This window comes from Pseudomonas sp. P1_F1_2 (assembly GCF_056405815.1).
The window spans coordinates 13,266-32,244 of sequence record NZ_JBFUBK010000051.1; the positions used below are offsets into that span (position 1 = coordinate 13,266).

The following is an 18,979-nucleotide window of genomic DNA, read 5'->3' on the forward strand; positions in this document are numbered from 1 at the left end:
CGAAGGATTGTTCCGCGAATAATCGGCCCGGGGCACGGTCRCGCCCCGGACGAATGGCATATCAGACGAAGGAGTCGTCGTCGCTGCCGAAGAACGATGAGTCCTCATCGCTGTAGTCACTGTTGGCAAAACCGCCCTGATCGTTGGAGTTGTCGGCCATGCGCTGGTCATCGCCCCAGCCATTGTTGCCTTGGTCATTGACCTGGGCTGGCTCTTCCTTGATGACTTCAACCACTTCCGGTTGCTGATTGTGATGGAACAGGCTGCTGATGCCTTGTGCCAGCATCACGCCACCCGCCACGCCCGCCGCCGTTTTCAGCGCACCGCCGAGAAAACCGCTGCCCGCCGCCGGCGCTTGCTGCTGAGGGGCGTAATTTTGTTGGGGTGATGCGGTACCAAAGTTCTGCTGTGGCGCTTGTGAGTTGAACGATGGCCGTGCCGGTTCACGCCAGCCACCGGTGGACGGCGGTGCGCTCTGGGTCGGGGCCGGCTGCGGATCACGGGCGCTGCTGCCGAAGATGCTCGACAAAAAGCCACCACTGCTCGGGGCCGGGGCCGCTGTCTGTGCCTTGGCCGATTGCAGTTCGGCCTGCAATTGCTGCACTTGCTGGGTCAGTTGTTTGTTCTGTTCGTCGAGGCTCTTGATGGCGGCTTCTTGAACCAGAATGGCCTGGGTCATGAAATAGCCGGCCGCGGGCTGGCGAGTCAGGTGCTCCTTGATCCGCGCCTCGGCCTGGGCGTCGCGCGGGGCTGAATCCGTTTCGGCCTGTTGCAGCCGGGAAAACAGTCCATCGATCAGGGTTTGTTCTTCGCTGTTCATGGCGACCTCGTAGATTGCCGGGGAAATCGTTGTCCTTTTCCAAAGAGGATAAGGTGCTCGACCTTAATGGAGGCTGAAGCAAGTTGTTTCAATGAGCTTTACCTAACGTTTACGTTTGCTTCGGGCGGTACATCATCGGTTACAGTGTGTAACTGCTTATGACCAGCGATACCGACTGATGAATCCGTTCGACGTGCTGCGTGACTCCTTGTATTTCTTCAAGCGCAATCTGGGCCAGATCGTGCAACTGTGCCTGCCGCTGGTGATCTTCGAGGCGCTGCTGCAACAAGTGGTCGACCACTCCACCGAACCGGACAGTTTCCCCGGCGTCAGCGTGATCGTCGGCTTGCTGGTTTATCCGCTGTACACCGCCGCCCTGATCCTGTTTCTCGACGCCCGCAGCCGGGGCGAATCCCCGCGCAATCGCGACCTGCTGGCGAGGTCCGCCTACTTGTGGCCGCGCTTCGCCCTGCTGACGGCGCTCAATACCCTGCTGATTCTGCTCGGCCTTTCGCTGTATTTCCTGCCGGGCATCTGGCTGATGGTGACGTTGGCGTTCGGCGAGTATTTGCTGGTGCTGCGCGGCATGGCCCCACTGGCGGCCATGAAAGAAAGCCTGCGCCTGACCCGCGGCCATTTCATGCGCATTCTGGTGTGCATCCTGTGCGTGATGGCCCCGTTGTGGCTGCTCAAGGGTGCCACCCTCGCGGTGTACCCGGAGCCACAGAACCCGGTGATTTCCCTGCTGATCGACAGTGCTCACAGCTTCCTGCAACTGTTCACCAGCGTGGTGCTGTTCCGTTTGTTCATGCTGATCGGCGATGCACCCGAGCAGATTGACCGGCCGCTCTGACTGCCTCCCCTGTAGCAGCTGGCGAAGCCTGCGTCCGGCTGCGCAGCAGTCGTAAAATCGGTGCCCACGGTGCATCAGGTAAACCGCACGCGCTGGATGACGACTGCTACGCAGCCGGACGCAGGCTTCGCCAGCGGCTACAGGTGCGTGTTACGGCTATTGCGTTTGGCCCTTGGGCTTACGTCCGACGCTCGGTTATGCTCGGGCCATCTTTTGTAACGCTATAAGCCGAGCCATGCCCCGTCTACTGCGCTACACCCTGCTAAGCCTTTTGACAGTCATCGGCTTTTTCGCACTGCTGATCTACAACCTGACGTGGCGCCCCGACGCCAAGGAAGTATTGCCGGTCAGTTGCAATGCCCATGCACCGACGCTGGTGCCCGGCCAGGCCTTGAAAGTGATGACCTGGAACGTTCAGTACCTGGCGGGCAAGCGCTATATGTTCTGGAACGATCTGGCCCAGGGCGATGACGAAAGCCCCACCCCTGAAGACATGGCCTTCAGCCTCGATGAAGTGGCGCGGGTGATTCGCGACGAAAACCCCGACGTTGTGTTGTTGCAGGAACTCGATGACGGCGCCAAGGCCAGCGATTACCAGAACCAGTTCAAGCTCCTGCAAGAACGGGTCGCCGACCTGTACCCGTGCAGCGCCCGTGCCTTCGACTGGAAGGCCGACTTCGTGCCTGACCCACACATCTCCGGCAGTGTCGGTCGGCAACTGGCAACGCTCAGCCGTTACCAGATCGAACACGCCGAACGCCTGCAATTGCCGGTCGAACCGGCCAATTTCATCAGCCGGCAATTCAAACCGAAAAACGCCGTGTTGGTCACTTATCTGCCGCTGAACGACGGCGGGCAGATGGCACTGCTCAATACCCATCTGGACCGCGCCACCCAGCCCGACGAAACACTGCAAGCCCAAGTGACAGCCGTCGCCAAAGTCCTCGACAAGTTCGAAAGCCGTGGCACGCCATGGCTGATTGGTGGCGACTTCAACCTGCTGCCGCTGGGGCAATTTCGCCGATTGCCCGACGAGCAACGCACCCCCTACTCCGCCGACAGTGCACTGCATGTGCTGTGGGACAAGTACCCGATGATTCCGACCAACAACGAAGCCAGCGGCGTCGATCGGGCACAGTGGCTGACGCATTACCCGAATGATCCAGGCTTGAGCGGCCCGGACCGGACGGTCGACTACCTGTTCTACAGCCCGCGCATCAAACGGGTCGAAGCAACGGTGAGGCAGGACGATACGTTGCGCATCTCCGATCACTTGCCGGTGATCGCAAGGTTCCTTTTGCCCGCCAACTGACAATGCAAAACCTGTAGGAGCCGGGCTTGCCCGCGATAGCGGTGTGTCAGGTTAAATACATGCCAACTGACAGAATGCAATCGCGGGCAAGCCCGCTCCCACAGGGATCGCGCAGGTTCAATGAACCTCTTCCAGATCGTCATGCAGCAGCCCGAAGATCTTGCGCTTCATGTCGATGAACGAGCGCTCCATGACCATGTCCAGAGTCCGTGGGCGTTCGATCGGCACGTCGAGAATCTGCTTGATCCGCCCAGGCCTGGCGCCCATCACGTAGACCCGGTCGCCGAGCAGAACCGCCTCGTCGATATCGTGGGTCACGAACAACACGGTCTTCTTGCTGTTACCCCAAACCCGCAGCAACAGCTGCTGCATTTGCAGGCGGGTCTGGCTGTCGAGCGCGCCGAACGGTTCATCCATCAGCAGGATCTGCGGATCATTGGCCAGCGCCCGGGCAATCGCCACACGCTGCATCATGCCGCCGGACAACTGCTTGGCGTAGTTGTCGGCAAACCCGGTAAGGCCGACTTCGTTGACGTAGTAGTCGACGATTTCCTTGCGCTGTGCCGCCGCCATGCCGCGACGCTTGAGACCGAACTCGACGTTCTGGCGAACCGTCAGCCACGGGAACAACGTGTAGCTCTGGAACACCATGCCGCGATCCGCGCCCGGCCCCTGAACTTGCTGGCCACCGACGTAGATCTCGCCTTCCGTGGGCTCGTTGAGGCCGGCGGTGAGGTACAGCAGACTCGACTTGCCGCAGCCCGAAGGCCCGACCAGCACGGCGAATTGTTGATCCGGAACCTCGAACGACACCTGCTCCAGTGCGGTGAACATGCCACCGTCAGGTTTCTGATAGCGCAGGCTGACCTTGTCCACTTGCAGCCTTGGGGCGGCCTGTACCGGCGCGGCCGAGGGTGTGACGAAGCGAGGGTTGACGGCGCTTACTGAGCCCATGCGGCGATCCTCAGACGTAGGAAACGAAACAGTTGATCGGTGACCAGGCCCAACAGGCCGATGATCGCGATTGCCAGGAAAATCACATCCACTTGAAAGCCACGCATGGCTTTGAGGCTCAAGTAACCCAGGCCACTGGAAGCGGCGACCAGCTCAGCGACCACCAGGTAGGTCCAGGCCCAGCCCATGGTCACGCGCAAGGTGTCGAGCACACCTGGCAACGACGCCGGGGCGATCACATGCAGCACCGCATCGCGACGATTGGAACCGAGGGTATAGGACGCATTGATCAGGTCCTTGGAGATGCCCTTGGACACGTCCGCGATCATCACCAGTTGCTGGAAGAACACACCAAAGATGATCACCGAGACTCGTTGCTCCAGGCCGATACCAATCCACAAAATGAACAGCGGCACGAACGAGGTCACCGGCAGGTAGCGGATGAAATTGACCATCGGTTCAAGGAAGGCCTGAACGATGCGGAAGCTGCCCATCAACAACCCCAGCGGCACCGCCACCAGCGACGAGACAACAAAACCGACCACCACCACTTCGAGGCTGGCCCACACATGCAGACCGAGTGTGCCGTCGCGACTCAGGCGCACGGCGGCCTCAACCACCGCGCCCGGCGTCGGCAGGAACATCCCCGGCACCACGCCACCGTAAGACAACCCGGCCCACAGACCGATCAATAGAACCCAGGCCAGACCGCTCGCGCTCCAGATGACCTGCACCGGCAGGCCAGTCTTGGGCGTGATGCAGCGGCTCAGCCATGAATTGCGCTTGAACATGCAAACCTCCTACAGCGGGCTGACGAAACGGTTGTCGATCAGGTCGTCATTGCTGACGTTGTAGGGCTTGCCCTGCAATTCACTGGCGGTTTCGTTGGCCAGTTTGATCAACGGTGCGCTGTCGCCCGGCTTGCCTGGCGAGCCGAGCAGTTTTTCGCTCATGGCCTGATCGTAGAAGCGCACGCCTTGCGCGGCGGCGGCCAGTTCCTTCGGATCGGCGAGGTAACCGCCGAYGCCTTTGGCCATGATTTTGTAGGCTTCTTCGGGGTGTTCCTGGGTGTATTTCACCGCTTTGTACAACCCGGCGACCAAGGCTTTTACGTCTTCTGGCTGCTTCTCGATGACCGAGCAGTTCAGCGCAACCACGTCGACAATCACGCCCGGCGTGCTGCTGCTGTCGATCAACACCTTGCCTTGCTGCTTGTCACGGACCATCGACAGATGCGGCTCCCAGGTCACGGCGGCCGGCACGCGACCGGCGATGAACGCGGTCGCGGCGTCGTCAGCTGTCATGTTCTGCACGGTGATGTCGCTCATGGTCATGCCGTGTTTTTTCAGCAGATACGACAACCAGAACTGCGAGGTCGACCCTTCGTTCACCGCCACCGCCTTGCCTTTGAGCTCCTGCAAACTCTTGACGTCCTTGCCCACCAGCACGCCGTCGCCACCATGGCTGTCATCCAGTGCGGCGACCGCTTTGAAGCAGAATTGCGGACGGTATTTCAGCACTTCGTCGATGGTCGACGCCGAGCCCGACAATTCGCCCGAGGCTTGGGCGGCCATGTACATCGACGCTTCTTCGACGACGGGCAATTCAACGGTCAAACCGTTTTCCTTGAAGTAGCCCAGGTCCTGGGCGAGGTAGAGGGTGCCGTAACCGACCCACGTGGTATGGCCGATGGACAGGGTGCCGGCCTGGGCACTGGTCGCGACCGTGGCGGCAATGGCGGTGACCGCCAGGGGATGAGCGAAACGGGTAAGCAAGGACTTGATCATGGAGCACTCCCAAAGCTGTTGATTTAGTTTTGATGGGCAGTACGGCCAGGAGCCTGATTGAAGCGGCTACCGGTGGTCTCTGATGGACCTCTTGGTGAGCAGCGTTCGGCTGACTGGCGAAGTCGATGTTGGCCCAAGGCCGGGAATAGGAAAATCAGGAAATATGTCGTTGGGAGTGATGAAAAAACTGGGTAGTGCGCACGGTCAAAGGGCATTGCGGGCGGGGATGCCCAAGGAGGGTGCAAGACTGRAAAAGTCTAGCGATTGGACAATAGCTATCGCGGGCAAGCCCGCTCCCACAGGTCCTGTGCCGTACCAAATTTTCGCAACCGACACACATTTCTGTGGGAGCGGGCTTGCCCGCGATAAGGTCCGCAGGACCTTCCGGCAATATCAGAGCCGGCCGTATTCCTGAGCCGTGCGATCCACCGCTTTCAGGGTTTTACCCACCAACTCATCAACCTCTTCCCGAGTGGCAATCAACGCTGGAGCCATGATCATCCGCCCCAGCGTCGAGCGAATAATCACGCCCTCTTCAAAGCCGATCGTGCGGCAACGCCAGGCGATGTCGTTCTCGTTGGCAAAGCGCTTGCGGCTGGTTTTGTCCTCGGCCAATTGCAACGCCGCGACCATGCCGACGCCTTGAATATCGCCCACCAACGGGTGATTGCCGAACACCTCGCGCAAGCACTGTTGCAGGTACGGGCCGATGTCATCCTTGACCCGCGTCACCACCCCTTCATCGCGCAACGCCTTGAGGTTGGCTATCGCCACCGCCGCCGCCACCGGGTGCCCGGAATAGGTCAGGCCGTGGGCGAATACCCCGCCCTGCTCCACCAGCACCTGGGCCATTTTCTTCGACAGGATCAGCCCGCCCATGGGGATGTAACCCGAAGTCAGGCCCTTGGCGATGGACAAGGTGTCCGGCTCGAAACCGAAGTGTTCATGGGCGAACCATTCGCCGGTGCGACCAAAGCCGCCGATCACTTCGTCGGCGCACAACAGCACGTCGTACTTGCGGCAGATACGCTGGATTTCCGGCCAGTAGCTCTCTGGCGGAAAGATCATCCCGCCCGCGCCCTGGAACGGTTCGGCGATGAAACCTGCGACCTTGTCGGCGCCCAGTTCGAGAATCTTCGCTTCCAGTTGCTGCGCGGCCCGCAGGCCAAATTCAGCCGGCGTCAGGTTACCTTCGTGGGCGAAAAAGTACGGTTCATCGATGTGTTCGATGTCGGGAAGCATGCCGCCCATTTCGTGCATGAACTTCATGCCACCGAGCGCCGTCGCGGCCAGGGTCGAACCGTGGTAACCGTTCCAGCGCCCGATCATGACTTTCTTCTCGGGCTTGCCGAGGATCGTCCAGTAACGGCGCACGGTGCGAATCAACACCTCGTTGGCCTCGGAGCCGGAGTTGGTGTAGATCGCGTGGCTGTAGTGCCCCGGCAGCAGGCTGAACAGCAGCTCCGACAGCTCGATGACCTGTGGGTGGGTGGTGTGGAAAAACATGTTGTAGTACGGCAGTTGTTCAAGCTGCTGAGTCGCCGCCGCCGCCAGATCCTTGCGCCCGTAACCAAGGTTGGTGCACCACAACCCGGACATGCCGTCCAGATAACGCCGACCGTCGTTGTCCCACAGGTGCAGGCGCTCGCCACGCACCATCACCCGGGGTCCTTCGTCATTGAGTGCCTTTTGATCGACGAATGCGTGGATGTGGTGCGCAGCGTCGGCGGCCTGGTAGTCGCGGGTTTCACGTGGTGATGTCATCGCCAGTTCTCCGTTTTGTTATTAGCGGCTGTTATGAGCGCAGCTGAAACCAGGTGGTTTTCAACTGGGTGTATTTATCGAATGAGTGCAGCGACAAATCACGGCCGAAGCCCGACTGTTTGCCGCCACCGAAAGGCACGGTCACGTCCAGCGCATCGACGCTGTTGACCGACACGGTGCCCGCTCGCAATTGCCGCGCCACACGGTGGGCGCGATTGAGGTCGTCGGTCCACAGCGAAGCGGCCAGACCGTAGACGCTGTCGTTGGCCAGTTGCAAGGCGTGTGCCTCGTCATCGAACGCCGTGACGGCCAGCACCGGGCCGAACACCTCGTCGCGAAACAGCGGCATGTCCGGGCTCACGCCCGTAAAAATCGTTGGTTGAATGAAGTTGTCTGAACCGTTGAAAATCGACTGCCGGCCACCGCACACCTTAGTCGCACCCTGACGTTCGGCTTGCTGGATGAACTTCATGATGCGCGCGGTCTGGCGGCTGTCGACAATCGCTCCGGCGCCGCTCGCCGGGTCCAGCGGATCACCCGGCAGCCAGCGTTCGGCCTGCGCCATGAGGCGCTCGACAAATTCGTCATGAATCGAACGCTCCACCAGCAATCGCGAGTTGGCCGAGCAGACTTCGCCCTGATTGAAGAAGATCCCGAACGCGGCTTTCTCGGCGGCCAGGTCAAGGTCCTGACAATCGGCGAACACCAGGTTCGCGCTCTTGCCACCGCACTCCAGCCACACCTGTTTCAGGTTCGATTGCGCGGAATACTGCATGAAGTATTTGCCGACTTCGGTGGAACCGGTGAACACCAGGCAATCCACGTCCGGGTGCAAACCGAGGGCTTTGCCGGTCTGCTCGCCGAGGCCGGGCAGCACGTTCAACACGCCTGCCGGCAAGCCTGCTTCGAGCGCCAGTTCGGCCAGGCGCAACGCAGAGAACGGTGATTGCTCGGCGGGTTTGAGAATCACCGAATTGCCAGCGGCCAAGGCCGGCGCGAGTTTCCACGCGGCCATGTCCAGCGGGAAATTCCACGGCACCACGGCAGCGACCACGCCCAGTGCTTCACGGGTGATGGTCGCCAGGACGTTTTGCGCGCTGGGAGCCACCTGATCGTAAAGTTTGTCGAGGCTTTCGGCGTACCAGCGAAACACCCCGGCGGCGCCCGGCACGTCGATGTTGTAGGCGTCCATCACCGGTTTGCCCATGTTCAGCGAGTCCAGCAGCGCCAGTTCTTCGCGGTGGGTCATGATCAGGTCAGCCAGGCGCAGCAGCACTTGCTTGCGCTCAATGGGCGAACGCGCCGACCACGTGCCGGCGTCGAACACCTGTCGTGCATTGCTGACCGCAGCGTTGACCTCTTCGTCGCCGCACGCGGTGACGTTGGCCAGGCATTGGCCAGTGGCGGGGTTGATCGCGGCGAACGTCTGGCCGGACTGCGCAGCACGAAGTTTGCCGTCGATCACGGCCCGGTCGGGAAACTGCAGCGCAGCGGCTTTGTGTTGCCAATATGCAAGCTCGAACACGTTCAGATGCTCCAGGGGCTTTTCTTGTGATTGGATGGTGGCCCAGCCCCGTGTCCACGAAAAATAGTAAAAATGTTTTCGCAGACCATGAAAAAACTGGGCAGCCAACCTCCCCCGTGGCGCGGTATGTGGTTATTGTTCAGGCACAACAACACCGTCGTCAGAACGGACGCAGTCGGCGCGAATATTGCCTGGATGCCTGGATCATCCACCCCGAGGTTTGCCGTGGCTGCCTACAACTTGCGTCAACTGAAATACTTCATCACCACCGTCGAATGCGGCAGCGTCGCCGAGGCCTCGCGCAAGCTGTACATCGCCCAGCCGGCGATCTCCACGGCCATCAAAGGCCTGGAAGACAGCTTCGGCGTGCAATTGCTGATCCGTCATCACGCCCAGGGCGTGTCCTTGACCCCGAGCGGTGCGCGCTTCTACCGCAAGGCTCAGGAGCTGCTGCGCATGGCCAAGGAGTTCGAACAGAACGCCCTGGCCGACAACGACGTGGTGGCCGGGCAAATCGATATCGGCTGCTTCGAAACGGTCGCGCCGCTGTACCTGCCGCAATTGATTGCCGGGTTCTCGGCGCTGTATCCGGGGGTGAAAATCCGCATCCGCGACGGCGAGCAGCAAGAGCTGGTACAAGGCCTGACGTCGGGCACCTTCGACCTGGCAATCCTGTACGAGCACGACCTCGACGCCACCATCCAGACCGAACCGCTGATGCCGGCGCAGCGACCTTATGCGCTGCTGCCGGCGGATCATCGCTTTGCCCAGCTCAAGCAAGTGTCGCTGCGCGATCTGTGCCTGGAGCCGATGATTCTGCTGGATGTGCAACCGAGCCGGACCTACTTCGTCAGCCTCTTCGAAGAATTGAACCTGTCGCCGAACATTGCCTTCAGCTCACCGTCAATCGAGATGGTCCGGGGCATGGTCGGCCAAGGGTTCGGCTTTTCGATCCTGGTCACGCGGCCGCATTCGGAGTGCACCTACGACGGCCAGAAAGTGGTGTGCGTGGACATCGTCGAAGACGTCACCGGCTCAGGGCTGGTGGCGGCGTGGCTCAAGCGCGGGCAACTGACCAAACCGGCGCAGTTGTTTGCCGATTATTGCCGGGAGCAGTTGACCGCCAAGGCCCAGACCAAACCTTGATCGTTATTTGATCGTTCCCACGCTCCGCGTGGGAATGGATCCCGTGACGCTCCGCGTCACAAAGGCGGACGCAGAGCGTCCATGGCGGCGTTCCCACGCAGAGCGTGGGAACGATCAGAGTAAACGTTACTTACGGGGTTTGATCCGCGCCGTCGCTTCGGCCACCAGCGGATCGTCCGGCCAATAGTGCTTCGGATACCGCCCCTTCAAATCCTTCTTCACATCGGCATAGGTGCTGYGCCAGAAGTTCGCCAAATCCTGCGTCACCTGCACCGGGCGCCGCGCAGGCGACAGCAGGTGCAGCTTGACCACTTGCCGGCCACCGGCAATGCGCGGTGTCTCGGCCAGGCCAAACAGTTCCTGCAAACGCACCGCCAGAATCGGTGGCTGTTCGCTGTAGTCCAGACGAATCGAAGAACCCGACGGTACGCTCAGATGATGCGGCGCCTGCTCATCCAGCCGTTGCGGCAGCGGCCACGGCAGCAGGTTGTGGACGATGCTCGACAAGTCCAGATTGGCGAAATGACTCAGTCGCGAGACTTTGCCCAGATACGGCATCAGCCACTGTTCAAGATTTGTCAGCAGGGCGACGTCGCTGACATCCGGCCACTCACTGTCGCCCTTGCCGGCAAGGTCCAACTGGCGCAACAACGCGACCCGCGCCTGCCACTGACGCAGCTCCGGCGTCCATGGCAACAGCTCCAGGCCTTTGCGCCGCACCAGGTTCACCAAAGCCTGGCTGCGAGCGGTTTCATCAAGGCCGGTCAACGGTTCGCGGCTGAGGATCAACTCACCCACCCTGCGCTGACGCTCGGCGCGCAACACGCCTTCGCGCTCGTCCCAATCCAGTTGATCGACGTTGCGCACTTGCTCGGCGAGCACCGTGTCGAACAGTGCCGGATCGAAATCCGCCGCCAGATAAATTCGCTCTTCACGCTGGCCCTGACGACTGCCGAGATCGGCGATCACCAGCCACGGTTGCTTCATCAAACTGTCCGCTTCGGCGAACAGCGCCGCACGGCCGTTGGCCAGGCGATATTCCGCGCCACCGGCCCGTCGTTGCTGGGCCACGCGGTCGGGATAGGCCAGCGCCAGCAACGCACCGAGCCAGCGTGAATGATCGGGATCGCTGACCGGTTCCGACGCTTTGCCGCGCAAATAACCACGATATTGCCGCGCCAGTTGCCGGGCGCGCTGAACACCGCCCTGCGCCCCCCGCGCGGCTCGCTCTTCGCCGGACAACAACACCAGACGACTGTGCAGATCCGCCCCGGCACCGCGCAAGATATCTCGCTCGCCGAGCAATGCCGCGACATCGCAGGCCATGTCGGCCAAACCGAGCGCCTGCCCGCGCAACAGCAAATGCGCGATGCGCGGATGCGCCGGCAGTTCGGCCATGGCCTGACCGTGACGGGTCAATGCGTCGCCATCCAGCGCGCCCAGACGATCCAGCAAATCCTGCGCCTGTGCATAAGCAGCGGCCGGCGGTACATCCAGCCAAACCAACTGACCCGGTGTCACGCCCCAGCGTCCCAGTTGCAACGCCAGGCCCGCGAGATCGGCCGAGAGAATTTCCGCACTGGCATACGCCGCCAGTTGTTCGTGTTGATCCTGCGACCACAGGCGATAACACACGCCCGGCTCCAGCCGTCCGGCCCGGCCCGCGCGTTGAGTGGCACTGGCTTTGGAAATGCGCTGGGTGTCGAGGCGAGTCATGCCGCTGCCGGGGTCGAAACGCGGCACTCGCGCCAACCCGGCATCAATGACCACGCGCACGCCATCGATCGTCAGGCTGGTCTCGGCGATGTTGGTCGCCAGCACCACTTTGCGTTTGCCTGCGGGTGCCGGGTCGATCGCGGCTCGCTGCGCGGCCAGGTCCAGTTCGCCGTGCAATGGGCAAAGCAGCACCGGCGTGTTGTCGCCCAGCGCATCGGCCAATTGTTGATGGACTCGACGGATTTCCGCTTGCCCCGGCAGGAACACCAGAAGGCTACCGGTTTCATCGTTCAAGGCCTCGAGGACGGTTTGCACCAGGCGCGGCTCGATGAACTCACCTGACTGAAACGGCCGGCCCCAGCGCATCGCCACCGGGTACATGCGCCCTTCACTGCGCAGGATCGGCGCGTCGTCCAGCAACCCGGCCAGGCGTTCGCCTTCCAGGGTTGCGGACATCAAGAGGATTTTCAGCGGTTGATCGTCGCGAAACAACTCCCGGCCATTCAGGCTCAGGGCCAACGCCAGGTCAGCGTCGAGGCTACGTTCGTGGAATTCGTCGAAGATCAGCAAACCCACGCCTTCCAGCGCCGGGTCATCTTGCAGGCGCCGCGTGAGGATGCCTTCGGTGACCACTTCGATGCGGGTGTTGGGCCCGACTTTGCTGTCCAGCCGAATCCGATAGCCGACGGTTTCACCGACCTTCTCGCCCAACTCACTGGCCAAGCGCTCTGCCGCCGCCCGCGCCGCCAAACGACGCGGTTCAAGCATCAGGATGGTCTGCCCGGCCAGCCAGGGCTCATTGAGCAAGGCCAAGGGCACGCGCGTGGTTTTACCGGCACCGGGCGGTGCTTCGAGCACGGCTTCGTGGCGTGTCGCCAAGGCTTCACGCAGGGCGGGTAAAACTTCATCAATCGGCAAAGAATTCATGCTGGCTCCCAAACAGAGCGGCGAGTATAACGACGAACTGCTCGGTGTTTGTCGCGGTCCTAATTCATAACAACGATGCTTCGTTTTCCAGATGACTCAGGAGTTTTTCCATGCGTGTTCCCTTTCGCTTGATTGGCGGTGTATTGGTCGCGACCCTGCTGACCCAGGTTACGGCGTGCGGCTCGATTTTCTATCCCGATCGCCGTGGGCAAATTGACGGCAAGATCGACCCGGCTGTCGCGGCGCTGGATGCTGTGGGCCTGCTGTTCTACATCATCCCCGGCCTGATCGCCTTTGCGGTGGACTTCGCCACCGGGGCGATCTATTTCGAGCCGGGCAAGACCGCGCAGGTTGCACCGGAAAAACTCAAGGAAGCGATCGGCGCCGACGGCAAGGTCGATAATCACAAGTTGCAGACTATTCTCGAAACAGAATTGGGCCGCAGCTTTCCGCTGGACGACCCACGCCTGATTCAACACAAGGGCAGCGCCCAGCAATTGGCCATGTTCGGCCTGCAACCTGCCGCGTAATCGATGCCCCCAAAGGAAAATGCCGCCCCTATGAATTCCAGCTCCGAACACGCCCGCCTGCTGCGGCTGGCGACCCGTGCCTCGGTGGCGGTGGCCTGTACGCTGATCGTCGCCAAAGGCATCGCCTGGTGGTTGAGCGGTTCGGTGAGCATGCTCGCCGGATTGACCGACTCGACGCTCGACGGCGTCACCTCGCTGCTCAACTTGCTGGCGGTGCATTACGCCTTGCGCCCGGCCGATGACGATCACCGTTACGGGCATGGCAAGGCCGAGTCGCTGGCGGGCATGGCTCAGGCGCTGTTCATTGGCGGCAGTGCGGTGCTGATTGCCCTGCAGGCCTTTGATCGGCTCCAGCATCCCGTACCGGTGGAAGCACCGTGGATCAGCATCGGGGTGATCGTGTTTTCCCTGGTGCTGACGCTGGCATTGCTGATGCTCCAACACCGGGTGGTCAAGGCGACGGGCTCCAACGCGGTGCGTGCGGACTCGCTGCATTACCGTTCGGATCTGCTGCTCAACGGTAGCATTCTGGTGGCACTGGTGCTGGCCGGGTTTGGCTGGCATCAGCTGGATGCGTGGTTTGGCCTGGGCATTGCCATCTACATTCTGTGGAGCGCGATTCAGATCGCACGGGAAAGTTTTACGGTGTTGATGGATGAAGAACTGCCGCCCGAAGTCAGCCAGCACATGCTCGAACTGGCCTGCAGTGTGCCGGGGGTTTTAGGGGCGCATGACCTGCGCACGCGGATTTCCGGCAACCAGTGGTTCGTGCAATTGCACCTGGAGTTGCCGGGAAGTTTGACGCTGTCTGTCGCCCACGGCATCAGCGACCAGGCGGCCGATGCGATTCATGCCGCCTACCCGAAAGCCGAAGTGCTGGTGCACGCCGACCCGCAGGAAGTGGTGCTGGCCGCCAAGGCTCAGAACGTGACCTGATAACCGCGACTGCCGAGGCAATTACCCTCGGCTTGTCGGTAGGCCTGGACCACCGCTGAGTCCGGTTGGTAGGTAGCGGTTCGCGGGTCGAAGCCACTCTGCTGCACCGCGTATTGGTAGCACTCGTAACCGTCTCGACTGATCTGCTCCGGCGACTGCCCGTTGGCCGGATACGCCTCCACGTCATAACTATTGCTGGCCGGTTGTTGCGCTTGCGGGCCTCCAACCGGAGGCTCGACCACCATGTAATCCTGAGTGCTCTCCTGATAGGCGTAATACGAGCCGGCCGCCAGAAACAGCATCGACCCGCCAATCAAGACTTGCTCGGCATAGTCAGGCAAATAGCTGACACGAATCCCGCGCGGCGGTTGCACCACGACATAGTGCGGCCCCAGCGGGCGATACCAGTAACCGCCGGAATAGAAGTAATCCATGCCACGGTAAGGCACGCGGTATTCGCGGTCTGGAAAGCGATCAATTTCCTGACCCGGACGGTATCGCGGCCCTGGTCCCCAGCCATTGCCATGCCCCGGCGGACGACCGCCCTGCCAGTGATTGTCATTGGTCGGCGCACCGGTGTAACCATTCCAGTGCTGGTTGTAATCGTTACGCCGAGGCACATCCTGATAGTAACCACGCTGCGGTGGCTGGGTCTGGCGCACGGTGTCGGGGCGGCTGTGGATCGGCGGGTCAATCGGCAGGTCATTCGCTGGCAATTGCGGCGGCGGTGGCGGCGAGCGAACCCGGCTGTTGAAGTCCGGCGCAGGATGGTTCTGATTTTCCCGCTGGCCGTTGTTTTGACCCTGACCGTTGTGCTCGAACTGGCGGCTGTTGTCGCCACGAATGATGTCGTTGTTCTGCGGGTGCGGCTGATTGTTACCGCCATGCCCCTGACCGTTGCCCTGATGACCGCCGCCCTCATGCTGCACGCCTTCGGGACCACGGTTTTGTTGATCATCGGCCAGTGATTGCGCAGTGACACCGACACACAACAAACCAACACCGGCCAAACGCCAGATGCGCGACTTCATGCTTTTCCTCACTACGGGTTAGGGCCTGTACGTAAGACTGGGAAAGTTCAGGCCGGTTCTGAAACAGGTTATCAGTCGCGAAACTTATTTATTGAGGGCCGTGCAGAAATCGCAGGCAAAAGAAAAGGGAGACCCGTCGGCCTCCCTTTGAGAACTTCGTCCGTGCTCGACGCTTATGACGTCGGCTCACCTCACCCCGTCTTCTGGACAGTGTGCAGCTCGGGGGCCGGCACATCCCCGGTGGGGGTGGCGGCCGCGGCTGGCCTGATTGGGCGAGCCGCTGTGGACTGTTTGTCCGAGCAGTGATTCTGGTGATAAGAATAGGCCTGGGGCGCCGGCAGAGGATTGCGAAGATTGCTCAAATAAACATCACTTGCGCAATTTTTAACCTTGGATAGATAATCTGCCGCAATAGTTACGACAAAGGCCTCATTGATGAGCAAACTCGACCGATACGACTTGAGCATTTTGGCGGAATTGCAGCGTGATGCGCGCATCTCCAACCAGGAGCTGGCCGAACGCATCGGCTTGTCCCCCTCGCCTTGCTCGCGCCGGGTCAAGCAACTGGAGGACGACGGCTACATCACCCGCCAGGTCGCCCTGCTGGACCGTAAAATGCTCGGCTTGAGCCTGACGGCTTACGTGCTGATCGGCATGGACCGGCACACCCCGGAACGCTTCGAGAACTTCGAAGCGGCGATTCGTACATTGCCGCAAGTGCTGGAATGCAGCCTGGTGACCGGGATGGATGCCGATTATCAGCTCAAGGTGGTGGTGCCGGACATGGATCACTATCAGAAGTTACTGCTGGGGCACCTGACCCGGATTGAAGGGGTCACCAGCGTTCGTTCGAGCTTTGTGCTGAACCAGGTACTCAACAGCACTGAATTGCCCCTGACGCATCTGCGCAACTGAAGACGCTATCGCGAGCAAGCTTTGCTCCTACAGATTTGGTGCGGATTCGTGGCAGATGCAAACCCGCAGGAGCATGGCTTGCCCGCGATGGGGCCGGCACAGGCGACGAATAGCTGCGACACACCGCCGCAGGCCAATACTGTACGCAGCCAGCGAGGCGTATACTCCCCGCGCCCTTTTAGCCTCGCCCGCGCTGGAGATGTTCGATGGATCCTGCAGTATTTGAAGAGTGGATGATGACTGGCCTTGTCAGCATTCTGATCATTTTCATGGGTTTCATCGTCTGGGATCTGGCGAAGAAGTCCAAGGCCGGGCGCTTTGGCTCGTTCATTCTGTTCTTTGTTCTGGGTCTGGGCGTGGCCGCGTTCGTGATCAAAAGCGTGGTGATCGGCCTGATTGAATCCGGCACGTTATAAACGCGCCGGCACTTCCTTCCACTGGCCCTGATCGAGCCCTTCGATCGTCCAGTCACCTATCCTGACCCGCACCAGACGCAATGTCGGCAAGCCGACCGCTGCCGTCATGCGCCGCACCTGACGATTGCGCCCTTCACGAATCACCAGCTCCAGCCAGCTTGTCGGCACACTCTTGCGAAAGCGCACCGGCGGGTTGCGTGGCCACAGCTCCGGTTCTTCCAGTTGCCGCGCCTCGGCCGGCAAAGTCATCCCGTCGTTAAGTTCGACGCCGTCACGCAAACGCTGCAACTGCTCGGCACTCGGCTCGCCTTCTACCTGCACCCAATACGTCTTGGCCAGTTTGTGTTTCGGATCGGCAATACGGGCTTGCAACTGACCGTCGTTGGTCAGCAGCAACAAGCCTTCGCTGTCGCGGTCCAGGCGTCCGGCCGGGTAAATCCCCGGGATCTCGATGTAATCCTTGAGCGTCGCCCGCCCTTCGCCGTCGCTGAATTGCGTCAGCACATCAAACGGTTTGTTGAACAAGATCAGCTTCGGCTCGGCCGGCGGCGCCTTGGCGACACGACGCGGGGCTGAGGAAGGAGTATTCGCGCCAGGACGGCGAGGTGCGGGACGTGGTGGACGAGGCATGGGGAAAGGAACATCTAACGGTCAGGGCTGCTAATGCTAGTGCCCTGACCGCCAAATGACCATGACAACCGTTAGCGGAACGGCGGCTCGTCGAAGCTGCGCAGCTTGCGCGAGTGCAGCGAGTTGAGTTCCGTGCGCAACAGATCGACCGCTTCGATACCGATCTTCAAGTGCTGGCTGACCGCACGTTCATAGAAGGCGTTGGCCGAGCCCGGCAGCTTGATTTCGCTGTGCAACGGTTTGTCCGAGACACACAGCAACGTGCCGTAAGGCACCCGCAAACGATAGCCCTGGGCGGCGATGGTGCCACTTTCCATGTCCACCGCCACGGCGCGGGACAGGTTGATCAACGGGCGCTCCTGAGCCCAGCGCAGCTCCCAGTTACGGTCGTCGTAAGTCAGTACGGTGCCAGTGCGCAGGCGTTTCTTCAGCTCGTCACCTTTCTCGCCGGTGATGTTGGCCGCCGCTTGCTGCAATGCCATCTGCACTTCCGCCAGCGCCGGTATCGGAATGTTCGGTGGCACGACCCGGTCCAGAATCCCGTCGCGGCGCATGTACGCGTGAGCCAGCACGTAGTCGCCAATGGTCTGCGACTGACGCAAGCCACCGCAGTGACCGATCATCAGCCAGCAATGCGGACGCAGCACCGCCAAGTGGTCGGTGATGTTCTTGGCGTTGGACGGGCCGACGCCGATATTCACCAGCGTCACGCCATGGCCATCGCTGGCGATCAGGTGATAGGCCGGCATCTGGTAACGGTGCCACACCACACCGGCGGCAATCGCCGATGCTTCGCCGTGGTCCATGCTCTTTTCGATGATCACGTTGCCCGGCAAGATCATGCGCACAAAACGCGGGTCGCTGCGCAATTGCTCCAGGCCATGGACGATGAACTGATCAACGTAGCGGTGGTAGTTGGTCAGCAGGATCCAGGGCTGCACATGACGCCAGTCACTGCCGGTGTAATGCACCAGGCGGCGCAGGGAGAAGTCCACCCGCGCGGCGTCGAACAGCGCCAGCGGCAGCGGGTCGGTGTTTTCCCAATCGTACAAGCCATCGGCAATGCCGTCGGTGGCCGCAGACAAGTCGGTACTCGGGAACACCCGCGCCAGCACGGCAGCGGTCACGCCGGAACCGGCCAGTTCATCGCCCTGCTCGACCACGTACGGGTAAGGAATGTTTTGCTGGCTGATACCGACTTCCACGGTCACGGTGAAGTCGTGCATCAACGGCACCAGCTGTTCCAGCAGGTATTTGCGGAAGGCGGCCGGATGGGTGACGGTGACGCTGTAGGTTCCGGGCAGTTGAACCTTGGCGTAAGCGCGCGTGGTCTGCGGGACTTCGCCCTGGCAGTGATAGGTCAGACGCAGTTCGGGATAACGGAACATCGCCCGCTGCTCGGCGTCCGGCTCGACACGATCCTTCAGGTATCGCTTGAGCGCCTGATTCAACGCGGTGGTTGCACGATTGTGCAAGAGCGCAAGCCGGTCCACGGCTTGCTCGGCGGTTTGAACGATAATAAAAGCTTCGGTCACGATCAGCATCCTGTGTTCTGACTTGCAGACCTTCATCTTGCCTGCATCGTCGCTTCACGGGAACAGTCGTGTTTGGGCAATACATCAATAGTCAGGCACAGGCAGAACCTGTGGGAGCGGGCTTGCCCGCGATAGCGGTGTGTCAGACACCATTAATGTTGAATGTCAGACCGCATTCGCGG

The 18,979-nt window shown here is 61.0% G+C and carries 17 protein-coding genes; 7 read left to right on the plus strand and 10 right to left on the minus strand.

The features are described from left to right. Positions 1-61 precede the first annotated feature (61 nt). On the minus strand, positions 62-820 hold the full coding sequence (locus tag AC1D2P_RS16505) for a DUF2076 domain-containing protein (protein WP_477757948.1): 759 nt from the start codon (positions 818-820) through the stop codon (positions 62-64). A gap of 178 nt (positions 821-998) precedes the next feature. Here AC1D2P_RS16505 and AC1D2P_RS16510 point away from each other — a divergent pair, with 178 nt between their 5' ends. Next, entirely contained in the window at positions 999-1,673 is a 675-nt protein-coding gene (locus tag AC1D2P_RS16510; protein ID WP_046028868.1) for a YciC family protein, read from the plus strand. 235 nt (positions 1,674-1,908) lie between these two features. Then, positions 1,909-2,985 (plus strand): endonuclease/exonuclease/phosphatase family protein, encoded by a 1,077-nt coding sequence (locus tag AC1D2P_RS16515; protein ID WP_477757949.1) that lies wholly within the window; start codon positions 1,909-1,911, stop codon positions 2,983-2,985. 117 nt (positions 2,986-3,102) lie between these two features. Here the strand turns inward: AC1D2P_RS16515 and AC1D2P_RS16520 are convergent, their stop codons facing one another. The 5 genes from AC1D2P_RS16520 to AC1D2P_RS16540 form a co-directional block, all read right to left on the minus strand. Then, positions 3,103-3,939: an ABC transporter ATP-binding protein gene (locus AC1D2P_RS16520; RefSeq protein ID WP_077431220.1), complete on the minus strand. Its 837-nt coding sequence runs from the start codon at positions 3,937-3,939 to the stop codon at positions 3,103-3,105. After that, positions 3,927-4,730, minus strand: coding sequence for an ABC transporter permease (locus tag AC1D2P_RS16525; RefSeq protein WP_046028679.1), 804 nt, complete (start codon positions 4,728-4,730; stop codon positions 3,927-3,929). Before AC1D2P_RS16525 ends, AC1D2P_RS16520 begins: the two co-directional genes overlap by 13 nt. Before the next feature lie 9 nt (positions 4,731-4,739). Further along, complete coding sequence (locus tag AC1D2P_RS16530; protein WP_477811508.1) at positions 4,740-5,726, minus strand: ABC transporter substrate-binding protein; 987 nt, start codon at positions 5,724-5,726, stop codon at positions 4,740-4,742. Between the two features lie 393 nt (positions 5,727-6,119). Further along, positions 6,120-7,490, minus strand: a complete 1,371-nt coding sequence (locus AC1D2P_RS16535) for an aspartate aminotransferase family protein (RefSeq protein WP_109786332.1) — start codon at positions 7,488-7,490, stop codon at positions 6,120-6,122. A gap of 31 nt (positions 7,491-7,521) precedes the next feature. After that, positions 7,522-9,015: an aldehyde dehydrogenase gene (locus AC1D2P_RS16540; RefSeq protein ID WP_223525573.1), complete on the minus strand. Its 1,494-nt coding sequence runs from the start codon at positions 9,013-9,015 to the stop codon at positions 7,522-7,524. A gap of 225 nt (positions 9,016-9,240) precedes the next feature. Between AC1D2P_RS16540 and AC1D2P_RS16545 the strand changes: the two genes are divergently transcribed. Continuing rightward, complete coding sequence (locus AC1D2P_RS16545) at positions 9,241-10,161, plus strand: LysR substrate-binding domain-containing protein (RefSeq protein ID WP_046028870.1); 921 nt, start codon at positions 9,241-9,243, stop codon at positions 10,159-10,161. A gap of 126 nt (positions 10,162-10,287) precedes the next feature. Here the strand turns inward: AC1D2P_RS16545 and hrpB are convergent, their stop codons facing one another. Next, entirely contained in the window at positions 10,288-12,804 is a 2,517-nt protein-coding gene (gene hrpB, locus AC1D2P_RS16550) for an ATP-dependent helicase HrpB (RefSeq protein WP_477811509.1), read from the minus strand. Positions 12,805-12,914: 110 nt separating this feature from the next. Between hrpB and AC1D2P_RS16555 the strand changes: the two genes are divergently transcribed. Both AC1D2P_RS16555 and AC1D2P_RS16560 read left to right on the plus strand, forming a co-directional pair. Then, positions 12,915-13,334: a hypothetical protein gene (locus AC1D2P_RS16555; RefSeq protein ID WP_046028688.1), complete on the plus strand. Its 420-nt coding sequence runs from the start codon at positions 12,915-12,917 to the stop codon at positions 13,332-13,334. 30 nt (positions 13,335-13,364) lie between these two features. After that, positions 13,365-14,270, plus strand: a complete 906-nt coding sequence (locus AC1D2P_RS16560) for a cation diffusion facilitator family transporter (protein WP_077431215.1) — start codon at positions 13,365-13,367, stop codon at positions 14,268-14,270. On the opposite strand, the gene AC1D2P_RS16565 is transcribed toward AC1D2P_RS16560, so the two are convergent. Further along, positions 14,255-15,301, minus strand: coding sequence for a DUF6515 family protein (locus tag AC1D2P_RS16565; protein ID WP_477757950.1), 1,047 nt, complete (start codon positions 15,299-15,301; stop codon positions 14,255-14,257). The two genes, AC1D2P_RS16560 and AC1D2P_RS16565, sit on opposite strands and share 16 nt — an antisense overlap. Before the next feature lie 435 nt (positions 15,302-15,736). Here AC1D2P_RS16565 and AC1D2P_RS16570 point away from each other — a divergent pair, with 435 nt between their 5' ends. After that, the gene (locus tag AC1D2P_RS16570; RefSeq protein ID WP_030129517.1) at positions 15,737-16,216 is read left to right on the plus strand and encodes an Lrp/AsnC family transcriptional regulator; all 480 of its coding nucleotides are present in this window, start codon (positions 15,737-15,739) and stop codon (positions 16,214-16,216) included. Positions 16,217-16,422: 206 nt separating this feature from the next. Continuing rightward, on the plus strand, positions 16,423-16,632 hold the full coding sequence (locus AC1D2P_RS16575) for a DUF2788 domain-containing protein (RefSeq protein WP_007937369.1): 210 nt from the start codon (positions 16,423-16,425) through the stop codon (positions 16,630-16,632). Here AC1D2P_RS16575 and AC1D2P_RS16580 read toward each other — a convergent pair. Beyond that, positions 16,627-17,262 (minus strand): pseudouridine synthase, encoded by a 636-nt coding sequence (locus AC1D2P_RS16580; protein ID WP_027924272.1) that lies wholly within the window; start codon positions 17,260-17,262, stop codon positions 16,627-16,629. The genes AC1D2P_RS16575 and AC1D2P_RS16580 overlap by 6 nt on opposite strands. 71 nt (positions 17,263-17,333) lie before the next feature. Further along, positions 17,334-18,833 (minus strand): AMP nucleosidase, encoded by a 1,500-nt coding sequence (gene amn, locus AC1D2P_RS16585; protein WP_175648968.1) that lies wholly within the window; start codon positions 18,831-18,833, stop codon positions 17,334-17,336. Positions 18,834-18,979 lie beyond the last annotated feature (146 nt).